Below are 17,764 nucleotides of genomic sequence, written 5' to 3'. Positions count from 1 at the left end.
GCTCACTTCGTCAGCAGTACGAATCGGTGAATATCCCTGATGCGGAAGCCCACGGTCATCTTGATGCGCACGGCGAACATGTCATTCTCCCACAAGTTCACCTGCTGACCATCAATCTTCAAGCTTGCCTGCTCGGACACAGACAGGTCGAGGGCGGAAACAGCACCCCATGCAGCAGAGGCGAACTCGCCAGCCACACCCACAACCTCATCCAGATGCTGATCATGGGAATCACCGCCAGTTTCGGTGGCGTCAACGTGAATGCCGCGAGAAATGTGGGTTGGAGAGCCCAGAATCGTAGCCACATCAGCACCATCGGTACCGTTGAGGAAGAGTGGGCGGCCGTTGTTATCGGTTGTTTGACGCAGGATAGAGCGACCCTGCGGGGCAAGAGCCCAACCATCCAGCGCACCGTTCACAGCGGAAATCTTGTCATCGGCAGTGTTCAAAGCGTTCCACACGCTCTTAGAAGTAGTACCAAGGGACACACGCTCAGCCTTCTCCAACGTATCGAAGGCTTCACCCGGCTTGGTCAGAGTGCCCATCACGGTCTGATCAAAGGCTTTGGCGATGGCAGACGGGCCCATCTGGCTAATCTGCGTGTACAAGGCCTGATAGTCACGCTTGAACTCGTTAGAGAATGGCATGATCACCGCAATCTTGTACGGGATCATGTCCTTCTTCTCGAAGGTGACACCAGACTTCGGGATTTCATCACGCTCACCCACCCAAGCGGCCTGTGGCTCGCCCACGATGATAGGCACGCGAACACCAGCGCCCGGCAGCGGAATCTTCTGTGCCAACTGCATGAAAGCAGACTGGTTAGCGGCATCCTTCCAAATAGTTGCCTGTGTTTCTGGGGTGAGTTCCAAATGCTCACTCTTACGATCCATGGTTGGATCTGCCATGATAAACCCTCCTTAGGGTTGCTTGTTTACTGTTGTGTGAGATTTCGCATGACGCGCTCGAAGTCTTCGCGAGGGCTCAGCTTTTTCGTGGGGTTAGTGGCCTGCTTGCTTCTGGCGGTGGCGAGATTCTCATAGGGCTTGAATACGGCGAGAAGCTTTTTGGCGAATGCTTCGGCTTCTTCTTCATTGTCTCCGACAAGAATGCTGGGGTCGCTGATGCCGTACTTGGTGGCAATTTGCAGGTGCATTTTGTTGACGGCTTGTGCGTGTTCTGCGTCTGCGATTTGCTTGGTGAGTTTGGCGTTTTCTTGCCTCAGTGCTTCGAGTTCGCTTGCCTGCTGTGTAGCTTGTTCGCTCGGTTCCGTGGGTTCGTTGGCTTGCTTCTTCTCGCTCTTTTTCGAGCGGGCGAGGCGTTCCTGCACGATCCTATCCACGTCTTCCTGGGTGAAGGTTTTCACTTCAGGCTTGGTTTCACTCGTGTTTTCTTGTGTGGTGGTTTCCGTATTTTCGGCCATGGTTTCCCCTTCGTGGGTTTGTTTATTTCCTCACCAGGCAGGGTGAGTGCTGGCTTGTTAAGATGCGAACAAAGCAACGCCCCCAACACCATGTGTTGGGTAAAACTGTTGAACCCTGTTTTGGGCATAAGAAAAGGGCGCTCACCATTGAACGCCCTTAACTATTAGTAAAACTAAATATCTTAGATGTGGATTGACTGCTGCACAGCTTGCAAGGCAAGAGAACTCAACACTTGCACGCTCGCGCTCCCACCGATGGTGGCGAGAGCGTTTTTCACTTGATCCCAGATCTTGTTGGAACGAATGTTCGCGTAAAACTGTTGGCCTGCCCACGTCATGCGCACTGCGGAAGCGAAAACTATCCCGCCACCGTTAGCCTTCGTGGTACGCCCCTCAACAAAACCACCATCAATGAGAAGGTAAATATGATAGGCGGCTACCTCTTGACTCACGTGTGAATTGGTGAGCACTTCGGCATCCACAGGTTCACCGGTTTCATCAAGAAGCTGGAGAATACGCCTCAGAAGGCTAACATCCATGTGCATTATTCTCGTCTTCTCTACTTGAATACGTCGTCGAGTGTTCCATTCGCTTTACGCAGATCATATTCTTCTGCCACTTTGATAGTTGAAAATGGCTTTCCCTCTAGATATAGCTGGTATGAGTATTTGCTAACCCAATCTTGCTTCTCTTTCGGATAAGGATGAATACCCATAATCTCATTAGTTCGTCTAATTATTTCAGGATCTGTTACTGGAGTCAAAGGCCAATCATGCTCAAACTCATATGAAGCCATGCCTATCATTCCTCCCTCGGAACGAGTGCTAGATTAATCAGTAATTCCCCATTTGGTAATTTCCCGAGATTTACAAATTTCAATGTTCTTCCTCTCTCTAAGAGTATCTCTTTTTCGCCTGGATATCGAGTGATATTTTCGAGGAACGCTGCATGCTCACCCGGTGACACCAGAATGCGCGTAGCAACCCTCTGAGAGGGCGTAGCCTCGACACCTCCGCTGTTTAAACTCGTTGCCATAAAACCTGCATGAGTAAATGTCTGTCCAGGTGTCAAATGGAACAGCTCAGCGATATTAGAAGCACCGAAGGTTCGAACATCCATCAGCCTATCCACCGTGAATGCTTTGCTCGTCGTATGGTCAGCTAAGGCTTCATCAATCTGCGAGATAATCTTCTCGATACCCTCATTCGATGGTTTTTCACCAAACAGCGCACCATTGATCCAGCTTGAACCCTTGTCCGTCCATTTGACGAGGGCTCGTATTTTTTCTTGAGCAGTAAATTTGTCACCTGACATGTGCAGGTTGAAGTTGGAGAGCCGTGCAAGATCGGTTTTGCGAGGTGCTACTCGTTGACCCTCCCATTGCGGCATTGTAGAGTTGCGCACGCCATCTTTGAGGATATCCGGGTAGAGCCTGCGCAGCACAGCAAGTGCCTGCTTATACCCTCCGGGCGCTACGGAATACGCTCTATCCCAGTTCTCCCGCATCTTTTCCGGGTCATATCCGCGAATTGTTTGTTCTCCCCATGACGGGATTACTTGACAGTCACAATGCGGGTGATAGTCGTGCATGCGTCCGCCAGCTTTTTCTTCATCGTGATAGACGAATCCGCGTGAGGCGAGCATATAGCAGAACGCGCATGTTTTCATACCGCGTGGGATGCGCGCCCAGCGTGGCTTGCTCGGGTCAGCCTCAATCCTGTTACGCATGCTGAGGCGAGCCTGCTGTTCGAGGAATTCGTGGATGAAGGATTCGAGGTCTTCGTTGTGTTGGGCTTGGGTGTATCCGGGTTTTGTTTTGGGTAGTGTTTTGTTGATGGCTCTTTGCCAGATGTCTGCCATGGTGTAGCCGTGGGCTTTATCGTTGATGACATCTGTGAATTTGATTCCGGGGTAATCGGTATCGTTGAGGCCGTGGGCGATTTTCCAGACGGTACGCCGGTAGTCGACAGTGGGGATTTCTGGCATGTCTGGCATGTCGAGGTCGGACTCTTCTGCCCAGATTTGACGCATGGTGTTGTAGTAGGTATTGGCGATATAGTCTGCCCATGCAGCTTTTTCTTTGAGAACGCTGATCATAGCATCTTCAGGACTCATCTGAATTTGATGGTCAAATCGTGGGTCGATGAGCTCGTTGAATTCGTCGATAGCAGTGTCAATCAGGTTGTCCAAGCTATCCAAATATTGCTGGTAGGCTTTATCCAGCAGCTTGTCCCTGTTGTGCTTCTGGCCGTGTTGCATTGTTGTCGCTTCCCGTTTGGGCGGTTGCTAGCCTGAGTTGTTCAACCATGGCGCGAGCGCGGGCTTTTTCTTGGTCAGCGCGCAATCGGATGATTTCGGCGCGGGAGAGCCCTGCCTTTTCCCAGCCAACTTCACTGTCTCCGAAGCCTTGAATGCTGGTGGCGAGCTTGCTGAAGGCGTCAGCGCTCATGCTGGTGGCTGGCATGCTCGGGTTAACCCAGTCCAGTTGCAGTTGGGCAAGCTCGGTTAGATTGGCTTGTTGGCTGGGGTCGAGCATGATGGCGAGACGCACGGCATCGAGAATTCCTTCACCGAATTCACGGCAAGCGTGTTTAGCTTCAATGATGAGATCATTGCGTTGTGCTTCTACCGCGTCTGCACTGGTGGGGTTGGCGTCCGAGACGACACCGAGACTGGCGGCGGGAATGTTCATGAGGCTGGCGAACATGCTAGCCCAGGTTTTGAGCATGTTGAGATGCGGATCCATCGGCGCGGCCGAGAGTTGGACGATAGAGGGTCTATCCCCGTCTTCGTCTTTGCTAATGGCGTTCCACCTGCCCATATACATGTGCAGGGCGTTCTCATCTGCCGCCTGTGTGAACTCGGGGCTTGTACCTAACAGTAGGTATTTAGGGTAGGCGTAGAACTCTTCGTTGGCTTCCGTGCGCAGCAGAATGCGATTAGCACCGTCGATGAGTCCCATGGCGTCACGACTGATGCGCGAGCGGCCAAAGGGCTTAATTTGGGAGGGCTTGTAGGCGAGGCGGAAGGCGGCGCACAATCCGTTAGGAATGAGCTCTTGACCGGTAATCTGCCAGTCACCCCTCTCATCTTTCGCGTAGGAGAGTGTGCGGCCGGGAAGGTAGAGGATGAGGCCGGTAGCGTTCTTCTCATCATCGAAATCGTTGATAGCTAGGCAGGCTTGCACTCTGTCGTGTTGGTAATCCCAGACGGCGGCGGTGGATTCTGCTGTTGCGGTGCGGATGAGCGGCTGCAGATTACTGTCGCGTCCGACGGTGATGAAGCTGCACCCGTGGATGAGCGCGGTTTGGATAGCCCGCTGGACTGTGCCCATCAGGTGGGTGGTTGAGGCCATTTCTTCCAAGTTGAACGGGTTGGATTTGCCAGGAGCGACAAAGCCTTCCAGCACACACAAGTCAGCGAGCATGTCAACGGCTTTGCGCGCCCATCCCAACGGCGTGTAGTCATTCCTAATCCTTTGAGGAAGGGTCAGGCCGAAGCTGCGCAGTGGTTCGTGTGCCTCGTAGTAGCTGGTGCGCAACAGGTTTTTTGATACGTGTTGTGCCCAGACTTGTCCGCAGCGGCGTAACAAATCGTTCTCATCAGCGTGCAGCCCAGGAAGGCTATCCGGTACTTGCAATTGCGGTTGGGAAAGCTCACTAACGGGTGTCCAGCCGTGGTCTGGTTTCGTGGTTTCACTCATGGTTTTATGCTCCTGAGAAGATTTGTTTCCGCCCCGGATGGCGCTTGCTCGTGGATGCGCCCCACAGGGCGAGAGTGCAGGCCACTAAGGGGCTGATGTCTGCGTCACTGCCAATCTTGTTGAACGCGAGCGCTCCACTGTTGCCCAGTTTGCGTGTGGTCGCGTTCTTCACAGCTTCCGCCAATTGCGGCTGGTCAGTGTCAGGCAGGTGGAGGATGCGCTGCTGGTCGAGCAGGTCGAGTACACGCCCGCAGGCGCGCCCCAAATCGCTTGTCGTCGTAATCATCGGTTTCATATGCACCGCCTGCAAGTCCGGTAGCAGACTCATAGCGGGGCTTTGCCCGTCTATCACAATGCTGGCGAGCTTGTGCTTGCGCTCGCGTATCCACTCGATCGTGGGCTGGATACCCTCATGCGCGGGGTCACTGATGCGCGCCATCTGGATGAGATAGCGGCCGTCTTCGTATTTGAGGCAGGCTCCGATGGTGAGCGTGCGCCGATCGGGTGGCATGTCAATTCCTAGGCTTAATACTCCCCCGTCAGGCACCTTATCCAGCGGGATACTGGTTGCAGCCCATTTTTCTTTGTTGATAGCTACCGTGCCTACTTGGTGTTCATCCCATATGCCGAGAACCTCACGGCGGAAATCATCAGGTGCAAGAGAATAATACAAGTCGAGAATGCCCGCTTCGCTGGTTTGCGCGGGGAAACTCGGGTTTGCTTTCCTCCATTGCGCCCTATCTGTCGGGTCAGCGTCTTTATCCGCACTGAACTCAACCCACGCATGATTATCCACCTTATGCGCACTCTCCCTCAGCTTGGTGAACACTTCACTCGGGTCACTGGGAGTTGGCGGCGTACCGAGGAAGAGAGCTTGAATGCTGTTGCCCTGCGCGCGCAACTGTGTTGGTGCAATAGCGCGGATAGCGCGATCGGTAAGAATCTGTGCCTCATCGTAAATAATGAGCGCGAGCTTATCCATACCACGCACAGCATTACGCTCGCGGGCGCGGAAAAGGATTTTCGAACCGTTGCGGAAGCGGATCTCTTCGTTGCCTTTGCCATGGTAGATGCCGTGGTCAGGGTCAACGAGCGTGTGCATGCTTTTCGCACCCGCCAAGTCACCTAACTGTAGGAACGTGTGTTCCAGCAGGCTGAAATGGTGGCTTGTCCAAATCACCACACGATCGGGGAATTTGGAGGCGAACCACAGCGCGTACCAGCCAGCCAGGAAGGTTTTACCCGCCTGACGGGGAATGGAGACTCCAAACTGGCGGCACAGCAGATGGCCTTGAGCGTCAACGGCGGAGAGGGCGCGCAGGATTTGCTGCTGCCATTTTTCAAAGTGCGCGCCGTTAGCAGCCGCGAATTCGATAATGGAGGGAAGGTACGAGCTGACCGCGCCGGTGGGGATGACGCAGGAGGCTGCTCCATCCACGTGTAAGCTCATGATTGCTCCTCCCCTCTCTTGTGTTAGGTGATGTTTTCCATCGGTGTAGCGAGTGCGCTTGCTGCAGGGTCGCTTTTCTTCTCTTCTGCTTCAATGGCGGCGATCTCTTTGCACACGTCAAGGTAGCGTTTGGTCAGTGCTGCCATATCACGGGGCATGACTTCACCTGAGTCAAGTTGCCTGCTAATCAAGTCGCGCACTGCTCTGAGTTGAGCGTGATAGTCACCAGTTTGAGCAGCGCTGGCGAGCGCTCCATTAGTACGTCTTCGAGTCATTGTTAACCCTCGATTTTCATTGATATTTTCGGCGTTTCTCTCTTAAATATAGTTGCTTACCGACTATATTTATGTTAATATAAAACTGTTGGCGGAAAGTCCGTTCAACAGAAAGGAATGATGATCATGAAAGACAATCTGATCACCATCATCGCAGCTATCATCACAGCGATACCTGGAACCGGAGCGCTAATACTCAACATCATTCAGTATCGAGATAGCAAAAAGAAGAAGTAAATAAATCGGGGTTCTGAATAGAGGTAATATCAGAACCCCTTTCTTCCATTATCATCATTCCCTATCATTTTTCAAGAAAGGACAACACCCATGAACACCATTCTTTTCAGCAGTATCGCAATAGCGCTGCTCGTGATTCTTTTGCTGGGCAACATTGTTTTGTACCTTCTTAAGCAAGAGAATCCCTTCTCTGCCACAATTCACTGGCTTGGTTATACGGCGGTTGCTTTCCTGCTTCTCGCTATTCTCATGCATGCGCCACAGTGGGCTCTTCTTACGCTCACTGTGCTGCTCGCATGGGCGTATCAAATCAAGGAGCAGTGAGATGGATAACCATTATTTAAGTTTTTCTCAGGTGGCCGAGCTGCTCGGAGTGCCTACCGGTTCACTGTCGGGCTATAAGCTGCCTGAGCCTGATGTGTGGGTGGGACGTACGCGCGGTTGGAGTAAATCCACGATTGAAAAGTGGAATGCAGGCCGTCCCGGTCACGGTGGCAGGCCGCGAAAGAAGTAAGCTGTAGGGCGCGTTCACGTTTAGTGGGCGCGCCTTTTTGTGTTTTCTTGTGGATTTTGCTTTCGGGGAGGGATAGCCCTATGCCCGAGGTGGCACTGGGTGGCCGGCTGGAGGGTATACCCCCATATGTGTATTTTTTTAGAGGTTTGTTGTTGTATAGGGCAGTGTTTTTGTGTTTGTGTGTTGTGTTTTGTGTGTTTGTTGTTGTGCCCATTCGAGTGTGTGTGTGCTTTTGAGTCTGTTGCAGTGGCGGTGGACGAGTTCGAGGTTGGTTAGTTGGTAGGGGTTGCCGCCTTTGGCGATGGGTATGATTTCGTCGATTTCTACGCTCATGGGGTGTGGTGTGCGAAGTGTGGTGTCGAGTGGTTGGCCGCAGATGGGGCAGGTGTGGTAGATGGCTTGGAGTCTGGCGCGTAGTTGTTCGCGTTTGTGCCTGTTAGTGGAGCGTGGATTATATGCCATTGTGTATAGCCCTATCTGCACCAGTAGGTTGGCAGGAGTTGCACTTGCCCGCGCTACTGCAATAGCGTGCCTTCTGAGGAACCTCACCTTATGCGCCCTCGTGTTGTTGTTAGGGCGCTTGTATGTTCTGTTTATGCCCGGTGAAAGGACGAAAGCCGGGCTTTAACCGTGAAGTGCACATACCGGTATTCCAGATCGCCGTGCAGGAGGACATATTCAACTGCCATGATGGTAGTGGTGCACATGGGTGAGAACATACAAAAAAGGACAGGTGCCAGAGGTTGCTCTCTGATACTTGTCCTTACTTTATATTTTATACGGGGACGGTGGAATGTCAACGATTTCGCCCACCCAATTTCTAAAAATTATTGGCGCCCGTGATGCTCTAAGGCAGTAACTACATCACCTAAACAGGCTTTGCCCTCGCTCACACTAATATGCCCGCGCCTCTTCAAATTGCGCACCATCGAACTACTCACCGGATTGCCCGTCAACTGCGTTACTAGCGTAGCCACCTGCTCGGGCTGCCAGGCCACCCGCACCGCATACCACTGCTGCCTATCCACGCGATTCTCCACACAGGCCCCTGCAACGACTCGAGCAGCAGTAGCCAAATCGCGCTCCCACTCCCTACAATCCGCCATAGAGGCCAGCTGCTCGGCTCGGCTTGACACCAGCCGGGCTAAATCAGGTACACGAGCATAAGCCGCACTCTTCACACCCGTCGCATAGCCCGCCAAACGCACCAGAGACTCTACTTCCTCCAACTGATCCCATAACCCTGCATTCAACGGTAATCCATCATGCACGCCACCAGAATGCGCGGCGAGCAGCTGGCTGCCGGGCTGGTGGGCTAAATGGTAGCAGATGAGCCATGCAGGCTTCAAGAGTGTGGCAATGGTTATGAGGTGGTCATGGATTGGTTTTTCGAGGCTGTCCATCGTTGTCCTTTGCGTGGTTTGTTCCTGGTATTGACTGTTCAAGGTCTTATTTTAGTCGAACATTTGTTCTTGAGCGCGGGTTACTGCTTCATCTTCGCTTTCTCCCCTGTTGAGATAAGTGGCTACTTGTTGGGCTAGCTGATTGCCTCTGGTTGGTTCTTCGAATTGAGCGTTCAACTCTGCGGTGGAGGTAACGCCGAGAGCATGGAGCGTGTGAGAGCAGGCCCAGGTGTGTTTGTGGACTTGGTATTCTGGCCGATTTTTGCTTTTTCGTATCCAGCCTTTGAGTAAGCGATCCCACTGCCCTCTGGTCTTTTCCTGCTCGTCTTGTTCACTCCACCAGCCTCTAAAACCTTCCTCGAGAAGAGCGAAGGCTGCTGCACTAATTTTGCACTCTTGCATCATTTCTTTTTTCAGGTCTTCTGGTGGTTCGTACTGGTCGAGTGGGACTTGTGAAGGAAGGGGTTTAGGGAAAGAAGGAATATTAGTTCTTAGTTCTAAGTTCTTAGTTCTTAGTTGCGCGTGACGCTGCGTGACAGAGGCGTGACTAGAGCGTGACATGGGCGTGACACTCACACTTTCATCACTTTTATCAGATTCAGCAGCCTCCTTATCCCTCTGCTTCTGCTTACGCTTCCGCGCCTGCTCCCGGCGAACAGCTCTCTCCTGCTCAATCTCCGACCCACTCAGATTCCACTTCAAATAATCATGAATCCTGAACGACTCCCCCAACTTATCCACCAAATGAACCTCAACCAACAGATCCATCACCTCATCAGGAATCGCAAAAACGCCACGAATAGCAATATCAGGAATCACCCCATCCGTGAGATTATCCGAACAATAAGCGAGCAGCAGCGTGTAGTAGGCGATGGCGAGCGGGTTGACTCTCAGGAGGGTCATTGTTTTGCCGTTGCGCCAGAATGCGTTGCTGAGCTTGACGTATCCGTAGCGTTCTTGCTCTTTCATCGTTTTTCTTCCTTTTTTCGTTTACTCAGCTGTAGTGGGTTGCTCGTCGTCCAGTGAGTTTCGGAATAATTGCTCCGTGTCGAGTTGCATTTCTATGCCTAGTTCCTCGGCATCATTCATGAGTTTTCTCAGGCGGTCGCTGACTCCAATTGGATCGCCACAGCTATAGGATTTCCAGAATGCCTTGGAGATCATCTCCCAAGCACTGTTCATCAGGCTAGTGGCCGCATATATGTGGCCCCAAGCGATTATTTTCTTACTGTTAGTCTCTGCCATCGTGTTCTTTCCTAGTGTCTATTCTCCGTATGTGGAGTTAATTGGTTCGTAGCCGTTCCCCTCTGCAAGCCAGAACAGCTCCATAAAGTCGTGGAGTGGCATGATTGCCCACTGCTGGCCGGTGTTCTCGTCTTTGTCGAACCCGATTCGGGGAGCGTGCTGGATAAGTACAGTGAATGCGGCGTGTGCATTTTGTGCTTCTCGTATGGCTTCTTTCATGTGTCCGCTAATGTCAAGCTGTTTTGTGTTTTTGCATTCGACAACAACGGGGTAGCCTTGGATTTCTAAACCTGCGATATCGCCTTTATCGTTCTCACCTTGGAGTGCGCGCCGCTCGACATCTGGATACCACCGTTGCATATATCGCACTACTGCTGTTTCGAAGGCGGTTCCCTTTTGCTTGGCCTTACTCATCTTCCACGCTCCATGCGTTGATATCGGCGGGCTTCTGCTCTGCTGGAGGTTCTGCCATGAGCTGGTCGAGGATGCGCTGTGCGATCTGCTCGAGTTGGTCGGTGCGTAGCACGAGAGCATCATCAATGTGGCTCTCGGTGGAGAGTTGGTCGCTTGCGATGAGTTCGCGTACGATGATGGCTTTCGCCTGTTTGAGATAGTGGCGTGTGGTTAACAGGTTCATGCTTGCTCCTTCTTCTTAGCTTTGGAGTAATGGATTTTGCTGTGCGAGTTAATAATCTGCCGGTATTCCGCGTCAACGAGCTCATGCTCGTCTGTCGCGGTCCAGCGTTTCGCAAAATATTTCCTCATGTCTTGAAGCTCGGTGAGTTTGGAGATTGCCACCAGCACTGCGTCGATGCGATGCGCGAGTTCACGAGTAACAAGCTCGTTCGCGTTGATCCGCTTATCTAGTGTGGCGATTTGATTCTCGAGTTCATCAGCACGCATGCGCATTTTCTCCGTATATGCCTCCTGGCGAGAGGTGATAACCTGGAGATCCTCGCGAGTAACGAGTTCATCAGCTCTCATGTGCGCCTCCGCCCATATCTGGCATCTGAGGGCTTGTTTGAGCCACATACTGTTGCCATACGCTCGGGTTTCCCGCACCTTGAGCCCACGCCATATAACCGGTGGCCTCACTCAGCTCTTGCAAATGATGATGGATGTGTTTGAGCTGGCTGTCGATTAAACCGTAGAGGGCGAGATTGGTAAGCGTAATGAGGCTGAGGATGACGATGAGGAAGATTTGCATGATGATGTTCCTTCCTTAGTTGAGGCGGCCTGCCCATGGGTCTTCCTGCGGTTGCGGCTGGAAGGCCGGTTGTGGGGCGTAGGCTTGAGCGCGCTGTTGTACGAGCGACTGCTGCTGTTGTGGTTGGAATCCTTGCTGTGGTGCGCTACCGTTGTTCTTCATCACCTGGGCGGTAGCGTGTGCGAGGTCAACGCCTACAAGATCGGCGATGAGCCTGTAGGAGCGGCGCTTATTGCCCTGCTGGTCGGTGTAATCCTGCTGCTCGAACTTGCCAATGACAATGGCCGCCATGCCTTTGCCAAGGCTCTGTTGGATGTTTTGGCCGAGGCTGCCCCACGCTGAGCAGTTGATGAAGGTGGTTTGCCCGTCCTCCCACTGATTGTTTTGACGGTTGAACCTGCGGTCAGTGTGGGCAATGGTGAAGTCGCACACACTCTGGCCTGAGGGCAAGTTGCGCAACTCAGGATCTTTGGTGAGGTTCCCGTTGATGGTCATGGTGATTTGTGGCATTTGTTTACTCCTTTACTGTTGCATGTAGTTCGTTGGTTTCACGGTTTGTTCGCGCTTATTCGACGGCTGGCCGTCCGCGTCGTACGTGATCATGTTGAAAATCGAGTACAAGCTGTAACGCCTGTAGTAGGTTTCGAGCGCGCCCACCCTTTGCGCGTAATCTCCCGCATCCCTCGATTTCGCCAGCTGGGTCGCATCAAACAGGTGAGTGCTGCCCACGTTCTCTCCCGTTATGATGTCGGTGATGCGTGTGGTGAACGTATACATGACGTGGTTGTCTTGAAGGCTCACGTGAGATTCGCTCGTGCACACCAGCTCATACTTGTGGAGTAGTGGGAAGAGCGCGTCAATCGTGGCAGTGATGGTCGCATAACGGCTGTGCGGGCTGTTGCCGTTTTTTGGTACGCGGTTCATGAAGCGCTGTACTGCGTAAATCTTCTGGTAGATGCCTACCGGGCGTGCTTCTATCTCTTCCGGCGTTTGCGCTCTCTTCTGCTCGCTAGTGGTGTCGCTCATTGCTCCTCCTCGAGTTTCTTGACGGTGACGGTTTTGGCCCGCTTCCCGGCGCGCATGCCCAAACTCACCTGGTAACGTTGCCCGTTGAGCTTGGCGTTATCCTCCAACTGCAATGCCAGACTGGTGTTGATCTCGGCACGCTGCTTTTCCAAATCCCTAATCTGCTGACTGACGGTTTCAAACTGGGATGCGAGCTGGTCAAACGCATCAGTATCATCCGCTACCGGCACGGTCTTCCGCTTCCTCGCCTGTGGATACTTGAGTGTGAAATCGTCCAATGTTTCAGGGTGCGGGCTCACGCCTTTTTGCACATGGTTCTTCCAGAAATCCCGCTCCGCATCAATCAACCGGGTAATACGCTCTGAGTCGCGCTCCCAGCGCAACACATGCGGCTCATACCCGTTAATCATCACGACGAACACAACCTGGTCAAACCCGGTGACGGCCAGATAATGATCCGCTTGCGCCATATACTGCACGGGAATCGTCCGGTTACCGTCATCGTCGTGCCAGTCAGCCCACGAGCGTGATGTTTTGATCTCCAAGATTCGCCACGGTTGTTCTGGCTCCTTAATAAACCCGTCGAAGTCTGCCAGCATCCACTCCTCATGCTTTTGCCTGAACATGTAGCCCGTACCATCCAGTACGACGGTTTTCGGGTTTTGCTTGGCAAACCATTCGCGAATAATCGGCTCAGCTTGGTGGCCGAAATACAAGTTCCACGATTCTTCCAGTTCGTGCGGCTGCGGGTCAGTCTTTTCCAGCCACAACTGGTAAGCGCTCGTCCACGGGTTCACCCCTGCTACGCTGGAAGCATCCGAGCCGCCAATCCCCCTCTTACGCGCCTCCAGCCACTGCTGATGCTGATGTTTCGATGTGGTGTCGAAGCTGCGCCATAGAACGCAACTATTACGATTGAGCGCGGTGTTCAAGCTCACCCAGAAGGCACCGTAACCCACCATGTGTGGTTGGATAACCCTGCCAAGTTGCACGTAGCTTAAGCTCGTCTGCTTATGGTGTTCTGCGCGCATGGGGAGCATTCCCTGCTTTGCCGCATCCGGGTCATTCTGGATCATGAGCGATACCTGTTGGGCGATATCCATAGCACTCACCACATCATCAAACTGGTGATGCTGGGAGGCAATGCGAGTAAACAAGTTGAGCGCGTAACTGTTCGCGGCAAGCCCATACTTATCAAGAGCTTTAACTTTCGCGCTCACCATCGCCGAGTGATTCAGCGAGTGGTAGGGCGAATGAACGTCATATTCTGCGAATGAAGACATACTTATCCTTAGATTCTGACTAAAAATGGGGAAAATTTAGAAGAGATTGCTTAACCGCGTACCATCAACCTCGATGGGAGCAAAACACAAGATGCCCAAGTAAACAAGGCTCACTAGCCAGCAGATGCCACGCACCGGGCTGATACTATGCCAGGCAACAAGAGCGATAGCATACGGCCACCAGAAAGCCAAGCATAATACAGCGAGCACGCTAGTAGCCGTAATCAGAGCGAGGGTTGGGTGTTTCATTCCTTCCCCTCCAACTGCTCCACCCGAGCCTCCAGCAGCTTAACCTTCTTGGCAAGCTCGTGAATGTAATCATGCTCCACCTTCATGGTAGAAACTACTTCATTAGCGAATTCAGAAAACATACTCATTTTTGATTCCTTTCAACTGTGAGATGGTTTACCCGGTTTTCGATCCTGTTGAGGCTGATGCCGATTGCGCGCATTTCCAACTCCAACGCGCGTAAGCGTTCTTCTACGCTCATCGTGGTGCCTTAATCATGGCCGCGAGGAAATGCTTGACCTCGTCCCGCTTGTAGTAGACGCGCTTATTGGGCATGTGAATGGGACGCGGGCCAATACCCTGGTAATTCCAGTGGTAAAGCGCACTGCGGGAAATGTGCAGATAGGCTGCCGTCTCATGCACGTCCCACAAGTCTTCAAAGCTTTCAAGCCGTGGCATTATTCTCTCCTTTCCTTGTAATACGGGTGCTTACGCTCTCCCACGTCATCAACAATCAACATGACGAGGAAGTAGATGCCGGTGAGAATTCCCACGTACAAGAGCAGCAAGCCCATGTACAAGAGGATTTCAAGCATGATGCTCACCATGTGGGGCCTCCTCTTCACGCTGTTTATGCTTTGGTTGCTTCAGTTCGAAGTAGAAGGTCACGCCCATATACGTGGCCAAAGCAATAGCAAAAATGAAAACCAGCACGTAAACCACAGCCATCACTCACCGTCCTTCAACAGGCTTCTTGAGGAAGTAGTTCACGAAGTACACTTGGCCTTTACCCGTTACCTTTGGCGTGAGGTTAATAGTCTTGTGCCCGTCCGCGTGAACCACAGTAGTTTCTTTCACTTCGAAGAGGCCGAGTTCCACGCGCTTTTGAGTAGGCAGGTTATAACGACTGCCAGTAGAGCACAGGAAACCATTCTCACGTAAAGCTTGAAACAAGCGCTTCTGACCAATCTGCACACCGTTAGCACGAAGAATCGTGGCCAACACCCCAACAAGAATGCTCTTATTCGAGGTTTCCACCGCGTCAGCGAACAGCAGTTTCGGTTTCGCCTGTTCCAATTGGGCTTCGGCTTGTTTGCGTGCTTCCTTCTCGCCCTTCAACTGTGTAGCAAGCTTGATGAGAAAGTCAGGGCTCGTTAACGCCTGCTCAATCGTCTTCTCGCTCATGTAAGCACCATGCTTGCGAATCGTAGGAAGAACCTCATGCGTAACCCAACGCTGGAACGGCTTGGCATTCTCTTTACGAGAACGCATGATCAACTTGTACAAGCCGGCCTCAGAAACGGTATTTGTTTCACCGTGCTGACCGCCTAAGTTAAACTTAGTCACTTCATCAGTGTCTAAATTTTGCAATGCAACTGTAGTATTGCTCAGGTCGAGAACGTCGCATACGTCCTTAGCTACAAACCAAGGTTCGCCCTGGCCATCAGCAAAGACTCGTACTTGCTGATTATGAAAATCAAATCTCTGTAGTCCGCTACTCATTTTTACTTCCTTGTTTAATATTCGCTTTCTGCTGCTCGGTGATGATTTCTGCTTGTTTAACGATGTCTGATGCTCGTTGACCAAAGGCATTAGCAAGTGTGAAGAATTCACTGACTCGCATATCCCCATTGGTGTATCTCGCAGAAATCGCATGGTTTCCTATGCCTAGAATCTTCGCTTGTTTGTTGAAGCTTGATCCTTTCTCAACAGCAGCTGCACGTAGGAGACTTATTGCCTTCTTTGCTGTTAGTGTTGAATATTCGCTGTGCATGCCTCTATCATATGTCGAATGTTCAACACGTCAAGTCTAGAACTCGACTCGGCGTGTCGCATATTAAACACGTATGATATGTATATGGCAGTTAGAGGAAGAACATGGTCGGCAGTAGATAAGTCTGTTCAGCAGCTTTTCATAAAACTGCGAGAGCAGGGTGGCAATCAGCCCATGCCTAAATTGGCAAACGAAATGGGCCTCTCCTACTCACGCTTCCGTGATTTGCTTAACGGCCAGCACGGAACTCCTACGTTAGAAGAATTCATTACGATCTGCAGTTTCTTCGGTACAGACCCTGCTGAAGAATTACGCGCGATTGAAGATAAGCATGATATCGCGCCAAAGCAGCACAACGAAGTGGAGCAGAAGGATATTCAGGAGTTGCGCGATCATGCTGCTCGGATTGAGAAGATGGCGTTGCATGCTGCTGAACAGGCGGCTGAGATTCGTGCTCACCCGGAACGCTTCACTCTCGTTGCTAAGCGCGGCGATATTGAGCGCGAGCAAGAAATGTACAACGACCTACCATGAGATGAAATGTACAAAGAGGTGCTGGGATGAATTATAATGATCGGATTATTAAAGAGATTAATGGTGAAGTACGCATTTACGTTCGTGAAGAACTGATCAACCCTAAAGTTTTAGAACAGAAGCTCTCCTCTTTCCCCGACTGCCATATTCGCAGTATCGAACAGTCAGGTAAGAAGAAAGCCCACTACGGTCTCTTCGATAAAAATAACCAGCTTGTCTTTGAGGTTGCTGCGCCGCAGCGTAGCGCATATGCGCGTATGGCTAAGATCAAAGACTTGCCGATTATGAACGTGAAACTGTATAAAAATCCCAGTTATTCTGAATACACGGCTGACTTTCTCCCCGATCTACGCCCTCTCCAAGATTATTCTCATCCGATTAAAAGAATCGTTCTTGACACCGAAACCACAGGCTTGAACCCGGGGTTGGATGAGATTCTCCAAATCTCTATCATCGACGGCGATGGGAATATGCTGCTCAATAATTATTACAAGCCAGAGCATGTTGATTCGTGGGCTGCTGCTGCTCGGATTAATCATATTACTAAGGCGATGGTGAAGGATAAGCCTTCTGTTTATCAGGATGTAGAGAAGATTCAGGCTATTTTGAACCAGGCTCAAGAGGTTGTGATTTATAATGCCCCGTTTGATTTGAGCTTTTTGGCGGATTTGGATTTGTTGCTTGATACGCGTAAGGTTCGCGATACGATGCGCGAGTATGGGCAGCTGTTTCATGGTAAAGAGTATTACAAGCTTCAGCAGGCTGCGAAAGAGTGCCATTTTGTTTATAACGCTCATGATTCTCTTTCTGACTGCCGGGCTACATTGGCCGTGCAGAATGCCGTAGATAGCGCAAAGCGGTATGGTACATCTCGAGCATTTGTTAGCTCTAGTAGAAGTACAGTTCGCGAGCCAAGCAGCCCTTCTGGTATTCAGCTTATGCAGATGGGTAAAGCTGCGCACAATGAAACTGTGAAGAAGAAAAAGAGCTCTCATAAGTTCTTGAAGAGCATTATTAAATCATTCTTTAAGGGACTGCACTAAATGATGGGGGCTGTATGAGTGAGGTTGAGCGGTTTACGCTGCGCTATTGCAGTGGAATCGTTGACGATGAGCTACCCGCAGGCATTGAAGGCTACTATGAGCCTGCCGATGAGACAATCCACCTGAGTAACCGGCTTAACGATATTCAGAGGGAGTGTGTGCTCGCGCATGAGGCTTCCCACGCCTACCACGGCGATAAACTCCCGTCCAAAGCGCAAGAGGCGCGCGCTGATGAAGAAGCTGCTCGCCTGTTGATTAATGTTGATCGGTTTGCGGCGTTGGAGCGGGTGAATGATAATGCGTGGTGGTTGGCGCAAGAGTTGGGCGTGATGCCGTGGGTGGTTTCCGCTTTCCGTAAGTATCTCAATGAGGTGGGGTTACTGCATATGGAGCAAGACTGGGCGGAATAAGCAAGAAAA

The 17,764-nt window shown here is 51.6% G+C and carries 30 protein-coding genes; 5 read left to right on the top strand and 25 right to left on the bottom strand.

What is annotated here, in order from left to right; all coding sequences use genetic code 11:
* Positions 1 to 2 precede the first annotated feature (2 nt).
* The 8 genes from AEAE_RS02880 to AEAE_RS02845 all read right to left on the bottom strand — a co-directional run bounded on the left by AEAE_RS02880 (position 3) and on the right by AEAE_RS02845 (position 6,851).
* On the bottom strand, positions 3 to 908 hold the full coding sequence (locus tag AEAE_RS02880; protein ID WP_094689630.1) for a phage major capsid protein: 906 nt from the start codon (positions 906 to 908) through the stop codon (positions 3 to 5).
* Positions 909 to 934: 26 nt separating this feature from the next.
* The gene (locus AEAE_RS02875) at positions 935 to 1,423 is read right to left on the bottom strand and encodes a capsid assembly scaffolding protein Gp46 family protein (RefSeq protein WP_094689629.1); all 489 of its coding nucleotides are present in this window, start codon (positions 1,421 to 1,423) and stop codon (positions 935 to 937) included.
* A gap of 182 nt (positions 1,424 to 1,605) precedes the next feature.
* The gene (locus AEAE_RS02870) at positions 1,606 to 1,962 is read right to left on the bottom strand and encodes a DUF2513 domain-containing protein (protein WP_158520477.1); all 357 of its coding nucleotides are present in this window, start codon (positions 1,960 to 1,962) and stop codon (positions 1,606 to 1,608) included.
* Positions 1,963 to 1,982: 20 nt separating this feature from the next.
* Complete coding sequence (locus AEAE_RS02865; RefSeq protein ID WP_148139946.1) at positions 1,983 to 2,219, bottom strand: hypothetical protein; 237 nt, start codon at positions 2,217 to 2,219, stop codon at positions 1,983 to 1,985.
* A gap of 5 nt (positions 2,220 to 2,224) precedes the next feature.
* Positions 2,225 to 3,682 (bottom strand): VG15 protein, encoded by a 1,458-nt coding sequence (locus tag AEAE_RS02860; RefSeq protein WP_094689626.1) that lies wholly within the window; start codon positions 3,680 to 3,682, stop codon positions 2,225 to 2,227.
* Positions 3,639 to 5,126 carry a phage portal protein gene (locus AEAE_RS02855; protein WP_094689625.1) on the bottom strand — a complete coding sequence of 496 codons (1,488 nt, stop codon included), beginning with the start codon at positions 5,124 to 5,126 and terminating at the stop codon, positions 3,639 to 3,641. Before AEAE_RS02855 ends, AEAE_RS02860 begins: the two co-directional genes overlap by 44 nt.
* Positions 5,127 to 5,130: 4 nt before the next feature.
* The gene (locus AEAE_RS02850; protein ID WP_094689624.1) at positions 5,131 to 6,576 is read right to left on the bottom strand and encodes a terminase large subunit domain-containing protein; all 1,446 of its coding nucleotides are present in this window, start codon (positions 6,574 to 6,576) and stop codon (positions 5,131 to 5,133) included.
* Between the two features lie 23 nt (positions 6,577 to 6,599).
* Positions 6,600 to 6,851 carry a hypothetical protein gene (locus AEAE_RS02845; RefSeq protein ID WP_094689623.1) on the bottom strand — a complete coding sequence of 84 codons (252 nt, stop codon included), beginning with the start codon at positions 6,849 to 6,851 and terminating at the stop codon, positions 6,600 to 6,602.
* Positions 6,852 to 7,178: 327 nt separating this feature from the next.
* On the opposite strand from AEAE_RS02845, the gene AEAE_RS02840 reads away from it, so the two are divergent.
* Together AEAE_RS02840 and AEAE_RS02835 are read left to right on the top strand one after the other, a co-directional pair.
* Positions 7,179 to 7,412 (top strand): hypothetical protein, encoded by a 234-nt coding sequence (locus tag AEAE_RS02840; RefSeq protein ID WP_094689622.1) that lies wholly within the window; start codon positions 7,179 to 7,181, stop codon positions 7,410 to 7,412.
* A 1-nt stretch (position 7,413) separates the two neighbouring features.
* Positions 7,414 to 7,602, top strand: coding sequence for a transcriptional regulator (locus AEAE_RS02835; protein WP_094689621.1), 189 nt, complete (start codon positions 7,414 to 7,416; stop codon positions 7,600 to 7,602).
* Between the two features lie 138 nt (positions 7,603 to 7,740).
* Here AEAE_RS02835 and AEAE_RS06990 read toward each other — a convergent pair whose 3' ends face one another.
* The 17 genes from AEAE_RS06990 to AEAE_RS02760 form a co-directional block, all read right to left on the bottom strand.
* On the bottom strand, positions 7,741 to 8,064 hold the full coding sequence (locus AEAE_RS06990) for an HNH endonuclease (RefSeq protein WP_094689620.1): 324 nt from the start codon (positions 8,062 to 8,064) through the stop codon (positions 7,741 to 7,743).
* 365 nt (positions 8,065 to 8,429) lie between these two features.
* Complete coding sequence (locus tag AEAE_RS02825; protein WP_094689619.1) at positions 8,430 to 9,005, bottom strand: hypothetical protein; 576 nt, start codon at positions 9,003 to 9,005, stop codon at positions 8,430 to 8,432.
* Between the two features lie 51 nt (positions 9,006 to 9,056).
* Positions 9,057 to 9,974, bottom strand: coding sequence for a hypothetical protein (locus AEAE_RS02820; RefSeq protein WP_094689618.1), 918 nt, complete (start codon positions 9,972 to 9,974; stop codon positions 9,057 to 9,059).
* 21 nt (positions 9,975 to 9,995) lie between these two features.
* A complete protein-coding gene (locus AEAE_RS02815; protein ID WP_094689617.1) occupies positions 9,996 to 10,250 on the bottom strand; it encodes a hypothetical protein in 255 nt (84 codons plus the stop codon).
* 18 nt (positions 10,251 to 10,268) lie between these two features.
* The gene (locus tag AEAE_RS02810; protein WP_094689616.1) at positions 10,269 to 10,664 is read right to left on the bottom strand and encodes a hypothetical protein; all 396 of its coding nucleotides are present in this window, start codon (positions 10,662 to 10,664) and stop codon (positions 10,269 to 10,271) included.
* Positions 10,657 to 10,887, bottom strand: coding sequence for a hypothetical protein (locus AEAE_RS02805; RefSeq protein WP_094689615.1), 231 nt, complete (start codon positions 10,885 to 10,887; stop codon positions 10,657 to 10,659). Before AEAE_RS02805 ends, AEAE_RS02810 begins: the two co-directional genes overlap by 8 nt.
* Positions 10,884 to 11,234: a hypothetical protein gene (locus AEAE_RS02800; protein ID WP_094689614.1), complete on the bottom strand. Its 351-nt coding sequence runs from the start codon at positions 11,232 to 11,234 to the stop codon at positions 10,884 to 10,886. The genes AEAE_RS02805 and AEAE_RS02800 overlap by 4 nt, the downstream gene beginning before the upstream one ends.
* Positions 11,224 to 11,457, bottom strand: coding sequence for a hypothetical protein (locus AEAE_RS02795; RefSeq protein ID WP_094689613.1), 234 nt, complete (start codon positions 11,455 to 11,457; stop codon positions 11,224 to 11,226). The genes AEAE_RS02800 and AEAE_RS02795 overlap by 11 nt, the downstream gene beginning before the upstream one ends.
* Positions 11,458 to 11,472: 15 nt before the next feature.
* Complete coding sequence (gene ssb / locus AEAE_RS02790) at positions 11,473 to 11,967, bottom strand: single-stranded DNA-binding protein (RefSeq protein WP_094689612.1); 495 nt, start codon at positions 11,965 to 11,967, stop codon at positions 11,473 to 11,475.
* 12 nt (positions 11,968 to 11,979) lie between these two features.
* Positions 11,980 to 12,483, bottom strand: a complete 504-nt coding sequence (locus AEAE_RS02785) for an ERF family protein (protein WP_094689611.1) — start codon at positions 12,481 to 12,483, stop codon at positions 11,980 to 11,982.
* Positions 12,480 to 13,766, bottom strand: a complete 1,287-nt coding sequence (locus AEAE_RS02780) for a YqaJ viral recombinase family nuclease (RefSeq protein ID WP_094689610.1) — start codon at positions 13,764 to 13,766, stop codon at positions 12,480 to 12,482. Before AEAE_RS02780 ends, AEAE_RS02785 begins: the two co-directional genes overlap by 4 nt.
* Positions 13,767 to 14,011: 245 nt before the next feature.
* Positions 14,012 to 14,143, bottom strand: a complete 132-nt coding sequence (locus AEAE_RS06985; protein ID WP_275542013.1) for a hypothetical protein — start codon at positions 14,141 to 14,143, stop codon at positions 14,012 to 14,014.
* Positions 14,144 to 14,252: 109 nt separating this feature from the next.
* The gene (locus AEAE_RS02770) at positions 14,253 to 14,453 is read right to left on the bottom strand and encodes a helix-turn-helix transcriptional regulator (protein WP_094689608.1); all 201 of its coding nucleotides are present in this window, start codon (positions 14,451 to 14,453) and stop codon (positions 14,253 to 14,255) included.
* Positions 14,453 to 14,602: a hypothetical protein gene (locus tag AEAE_RS06775; protein ID WP_158520476.1), complete on the bottom strand. Its 150-nt coding sequence runs from the start codon at positions 14,600 to 14,602 to the stop codon at positions 14,453 to 14,455. The genes AEAE_RS02770 and AEAE_RS06775 overlap by 1 nt, the downstream gene beginning before the upstream one ends.
* On the bottom strand, positions 14,583 to 14,723 hold the full coding sequence (locus AEAE_RS06770) for a hypothetical protein (protein WP_158520475.1): 141 nt from the start codon (positions 14,721 to 14,723) through the stop codon (positions 14,583 to 14,585). Before AEAE_RS06770 ends, AEAE_RS06775 begins: the two co-directional genes overlap by 20 nt.
* Before the next feature lie 3 nt (positions 14,724 to 14,726).
* Positions 14,727 to 15,497 carry a phage antirepressor KilAC domain-containing protein gene (locus tag AEAE_RS02765; protein WP_094689607.1) on the bottom strand — a complete coding sequence of 257 codons (771 nt, stop codon included), beginning with the start codon at positions 15,495 to 15,497 and terminating at the stop codon, positions 14,727 to 14,729.
* On the bottom strand, positions 15,490 to 15,768 hold the full coding sequence (locus AEAE_RS02760; protein ID WP_094689606.1) for a hypothetical protein: 279 nt from the start codon (positions 15,766 to 15,768) through the stop codon (positions 15,490 to 15,492). The genes AEAE_RS02765 and AEAE_RS02760 overlap by 8 nt, the downstream gene beginning before the upstream one ends.
* Before the next feature lie 84 nt (positions 15,769 to 15,852).
* Between AEAE_RS02760 and AEAE_RS02755 the strand changes: the two genes are divergently transcribed.
* Genes AEAE_RS02755 through AEAE_RS02745 form a run of 3 tightly spaced genes read left to right on the top strand, consistent with a single transcriptional unit; the run spans position 15,853 to position 17,755 of the window.
* Entirely contained in the window at positions 15,853 to 16,302 is a 450-nt protein-coding gene (locus AEAE_RS02755; RefSeq protein ID WP_148139945.1) for a helix-turn-helix domain-containing protein, read from the top strand.
* Between the two features lie 26 nt (positions 16,303 to 16,328).
* Positions 16,329 to 17,345 carry a 3'-5' exonuclease gene (locus tag AEAE_RS02750; protein WP_094689604.1) on the top strand — a complete coding sequence of 339 codons (1,017 nt, stop codon included), beginning with the start codon at positions 16,329 to 16,331 and terminating at the stop codon, positions 17,343 to 17,345.
* 14 nt (positions 17,346 to 17,359) lie between these two features.
* Entirely contained in the window at positions 17,360 to 17,755 is a 396-nt protein-coding gene (locus AEAE_RS02745; RefSeq protein WP_094689603.1) for an ImmA/IrrE family metallo-endopeptidase, read from the top strand.
* The last annotated feature ends 9 nt before the right edge of the window (positions 17,756 to 17,764 follow it).

This window comes from Aeriscardovia aeriphila (assembly GCF_002259595.1).
Taxonomy (GTDB): Bacteria; Actinomycetota; Actinomycetes; order Actinomycetales; family Bifidobacteriaceae; genus Aeriscardovia; species Aeriscardovia aeriphila.
Note: the sequence above shows the minus strand (reverse complement) of the source record. Positions and strands in the feature narration are given on the sequence as shown.

Bases quoted from the DNA above. Each gene is read 5' to 3' on its own strand.
- AEAE_RS02825 (WP_094689619.1), bottom strand. From the start codon at position 9,005: ATGGACAGCCTCGAAAAACCAATCCATGACCACCTCATAACCATTGCC.
- AEAE_RS02880 (WP_094689630.1), bottom strand. From the start codon at position 908: ATGGCAGATCCAACCATGGATCGTAAGAGTGAGCATTTGGAACTCACC.
- AEAE_RS02820 (WP_094689618.1), bottom strand. From the start codon at position 9,974: ATGAAAGAGCAAGAACGCTACGGATACGTCAAGCTCAGCAACGCATTC.
- AEAE_RS02745 (WP_094689603.1), top strand. From the start codon at position 17,360: ATGAGTGAGGTTGAGCGGTTTACGCTGCGCTATTGCAGTGGAATCGTT.
- AEAE_RS06990 (WP_094689620.1), bottom strand. From the start codon at position 8,064: ATGGCATATAATCCACGCTCCACTAACAGGCACAAACGCGAACAACTA.
- AEAE_RS02800 (WP_094689614.1), bottom strand. From the start codon at position 11,234: ATGAGAGCTGATGAACTCGTTACTCGCGAGGATCTCCAGGTTATCACC.
- ssb (WP_094689612.1), bottom strand. From the start codon at position 11,967: ATGCCACAAATCACCATGACCATCAACGGGAACCTCACCAAAGATCCT.
- AEAE_RS02785 (WP_094689611.1), bottom strand. From the start codon at position 12,483: ATGAGCGACACCACTAGCGAGCAGAAGAGAGCGCAAACGCCGGAAGAG.
- AEAE_RS06775 (WP_158520476.1), bottom strand. From the start codon at position 14,602: ATGGTGAGCATCATGCTTGAAATCCTCTTGTACATGGGCTTGCTGCTC.
- AEAE_RS06985 (WP_275542013.1), bottom strand. From the start codon at position 14,143: ATGAGTATGTTTTCTGAATTCGCTAATGAAGTAGTTTCTACCATGAAG.
- AEAE_RS02815 (WP_094689617.1), bottom strand. From the start codon at position 10,250: ATGGCAGAGACTAACAGTAAGAAAATAATCGCTTGGGGCCACATATAT.
- AEAE_RS02845 (WP_094689623.1), bottom strand. From the start codon at position 6,851: ATGACTCGAAGACGTACTAATGGAGCGCTCGCCAGCGCTGCTCAAACT.
- AEAE_RS02805 (WP_094689615.1), bottom strand. From the start codon at position 10,887: ATGAACCTGTTAACCACACGCCACTATCTCAAACAGGCGAAAGCCATC.
- AEAE_RS02870 (WP_158520477.1), bottom strand. From the start codon at position 1,962: ATGGATGTTAGCCTTCTGAGGCGTATTCTCCAGCTTCTTGATGAAACC.
- AEAE_RS02770 (WP_094689608.1), bottom strand. From the start codon at position 14,453: ATGCCACGGCTTGAAAGCTTTGAAGACTTGTGGGACGTGCATGAGACG.
- AEAE_RS02760 (WP_094689606.1), bottom strand. From the start codon at position 15,768: ATGCACAGCGAATATTCAACACTAACAGCAAAGAAGGCAATAAGTCTC.
- AEAE_RS02755 (WP_148139945.1), top strand. From the start codon at position 15,853: ATGGCAGTTAGAGGAAGAACATGGTCGGCAGTAGATAAGTCTGTTCAG.
- AEAE_RS02850 (WP_094689624.1), bottom strand. From the start codon at position 6,576: ATGAGCTTACACGTGGATGGAGCAGCCTCCTGCGTCATCCCCACCGGC.
- AEAE_RS02875 (WP_094689629.1), bottom strand. From the start codon at position 1,423: ATGGCCGAAAATACGGAAACCACCACACAAGAAAACACGAGTGAAACC.
- AEAE_RS02780 (WP_094689610.1), bottom strand. From the start codon at position 13,766: ATGTCTTCATTCGCAGAATATGACGTTCATTCGCCCTACCACTCGCTG.
- AEAE_RS02765 (WP_094689607.1), bottom strand. From the start codon at position 15,497: ATGAGTAGCGGACTACAGAGATTTGATTTTCATAATCAGCAAGTACGA.
- AEAE_RS02860 (WP_094689626.1), bottom strand. From the start codon at position 3,682: ATGCAACACGGCCAGAAGCACAACAGGGACAAGCTGCTGGATAAAGCC.
- AEAE_RS02750 (WP_094689604.1), top strand. From the start codon at position 16,329: ATGAATTATAATGATCGGATTATTAAAGAGATTAATGGTGAAGTACGC.
- AEAE_RS02795 (WP_094689613.1), bottom strand. From the start codon at position 11,457: ATGCAAATCTTCCTCATCGTCATCCTCAGCCTCATTACGCTTACCAAT.
- AEAE_RS02835 (WP_094689621.1), top strand. From the start codon at position 7,414: ATGGATAACCATTATTTAAGTTTTTCTCAGGTGGCCGAGCTGCTCGGA.
- AEAE_RS02840 (WP_094689622.1), top strand. From the start codon at position 7,179: ATGAACACCATTCTTTTCAGCAGTATCGCAATAGCGCTGCTCGTGATT.
- AEAE_RS02855 (WP_094689625.1), bottom strand. From the start codon at position 5,126: ATGAGTGAAACCACGAAACCAGACCACGGCTGGACACCCGTTAGTGAG.
- AEAE_RS06770 (WP_158520475.1), bottom strand. From the start codon at position 14,723: ATGGCTGTGGTTTACGTGCTGGTTTTCATTTTTGCTATTGCTTTGGCC.
- AEAE_RS02810 (WP_094689616.1), bottom strand. From the start codon at position 10,664: ATGAGTAAGGCCAAGCAAAAGGGAACCGCCTTCGAAACAGCAGTAGTG.
- AEAE_RS02865 (WP_148139946.1), bottom strand. From the start codon at position 2,219: ATGGCTTCATATGAGTTTGAGCATGATTGGCCTTTGACTCCAGTAACA.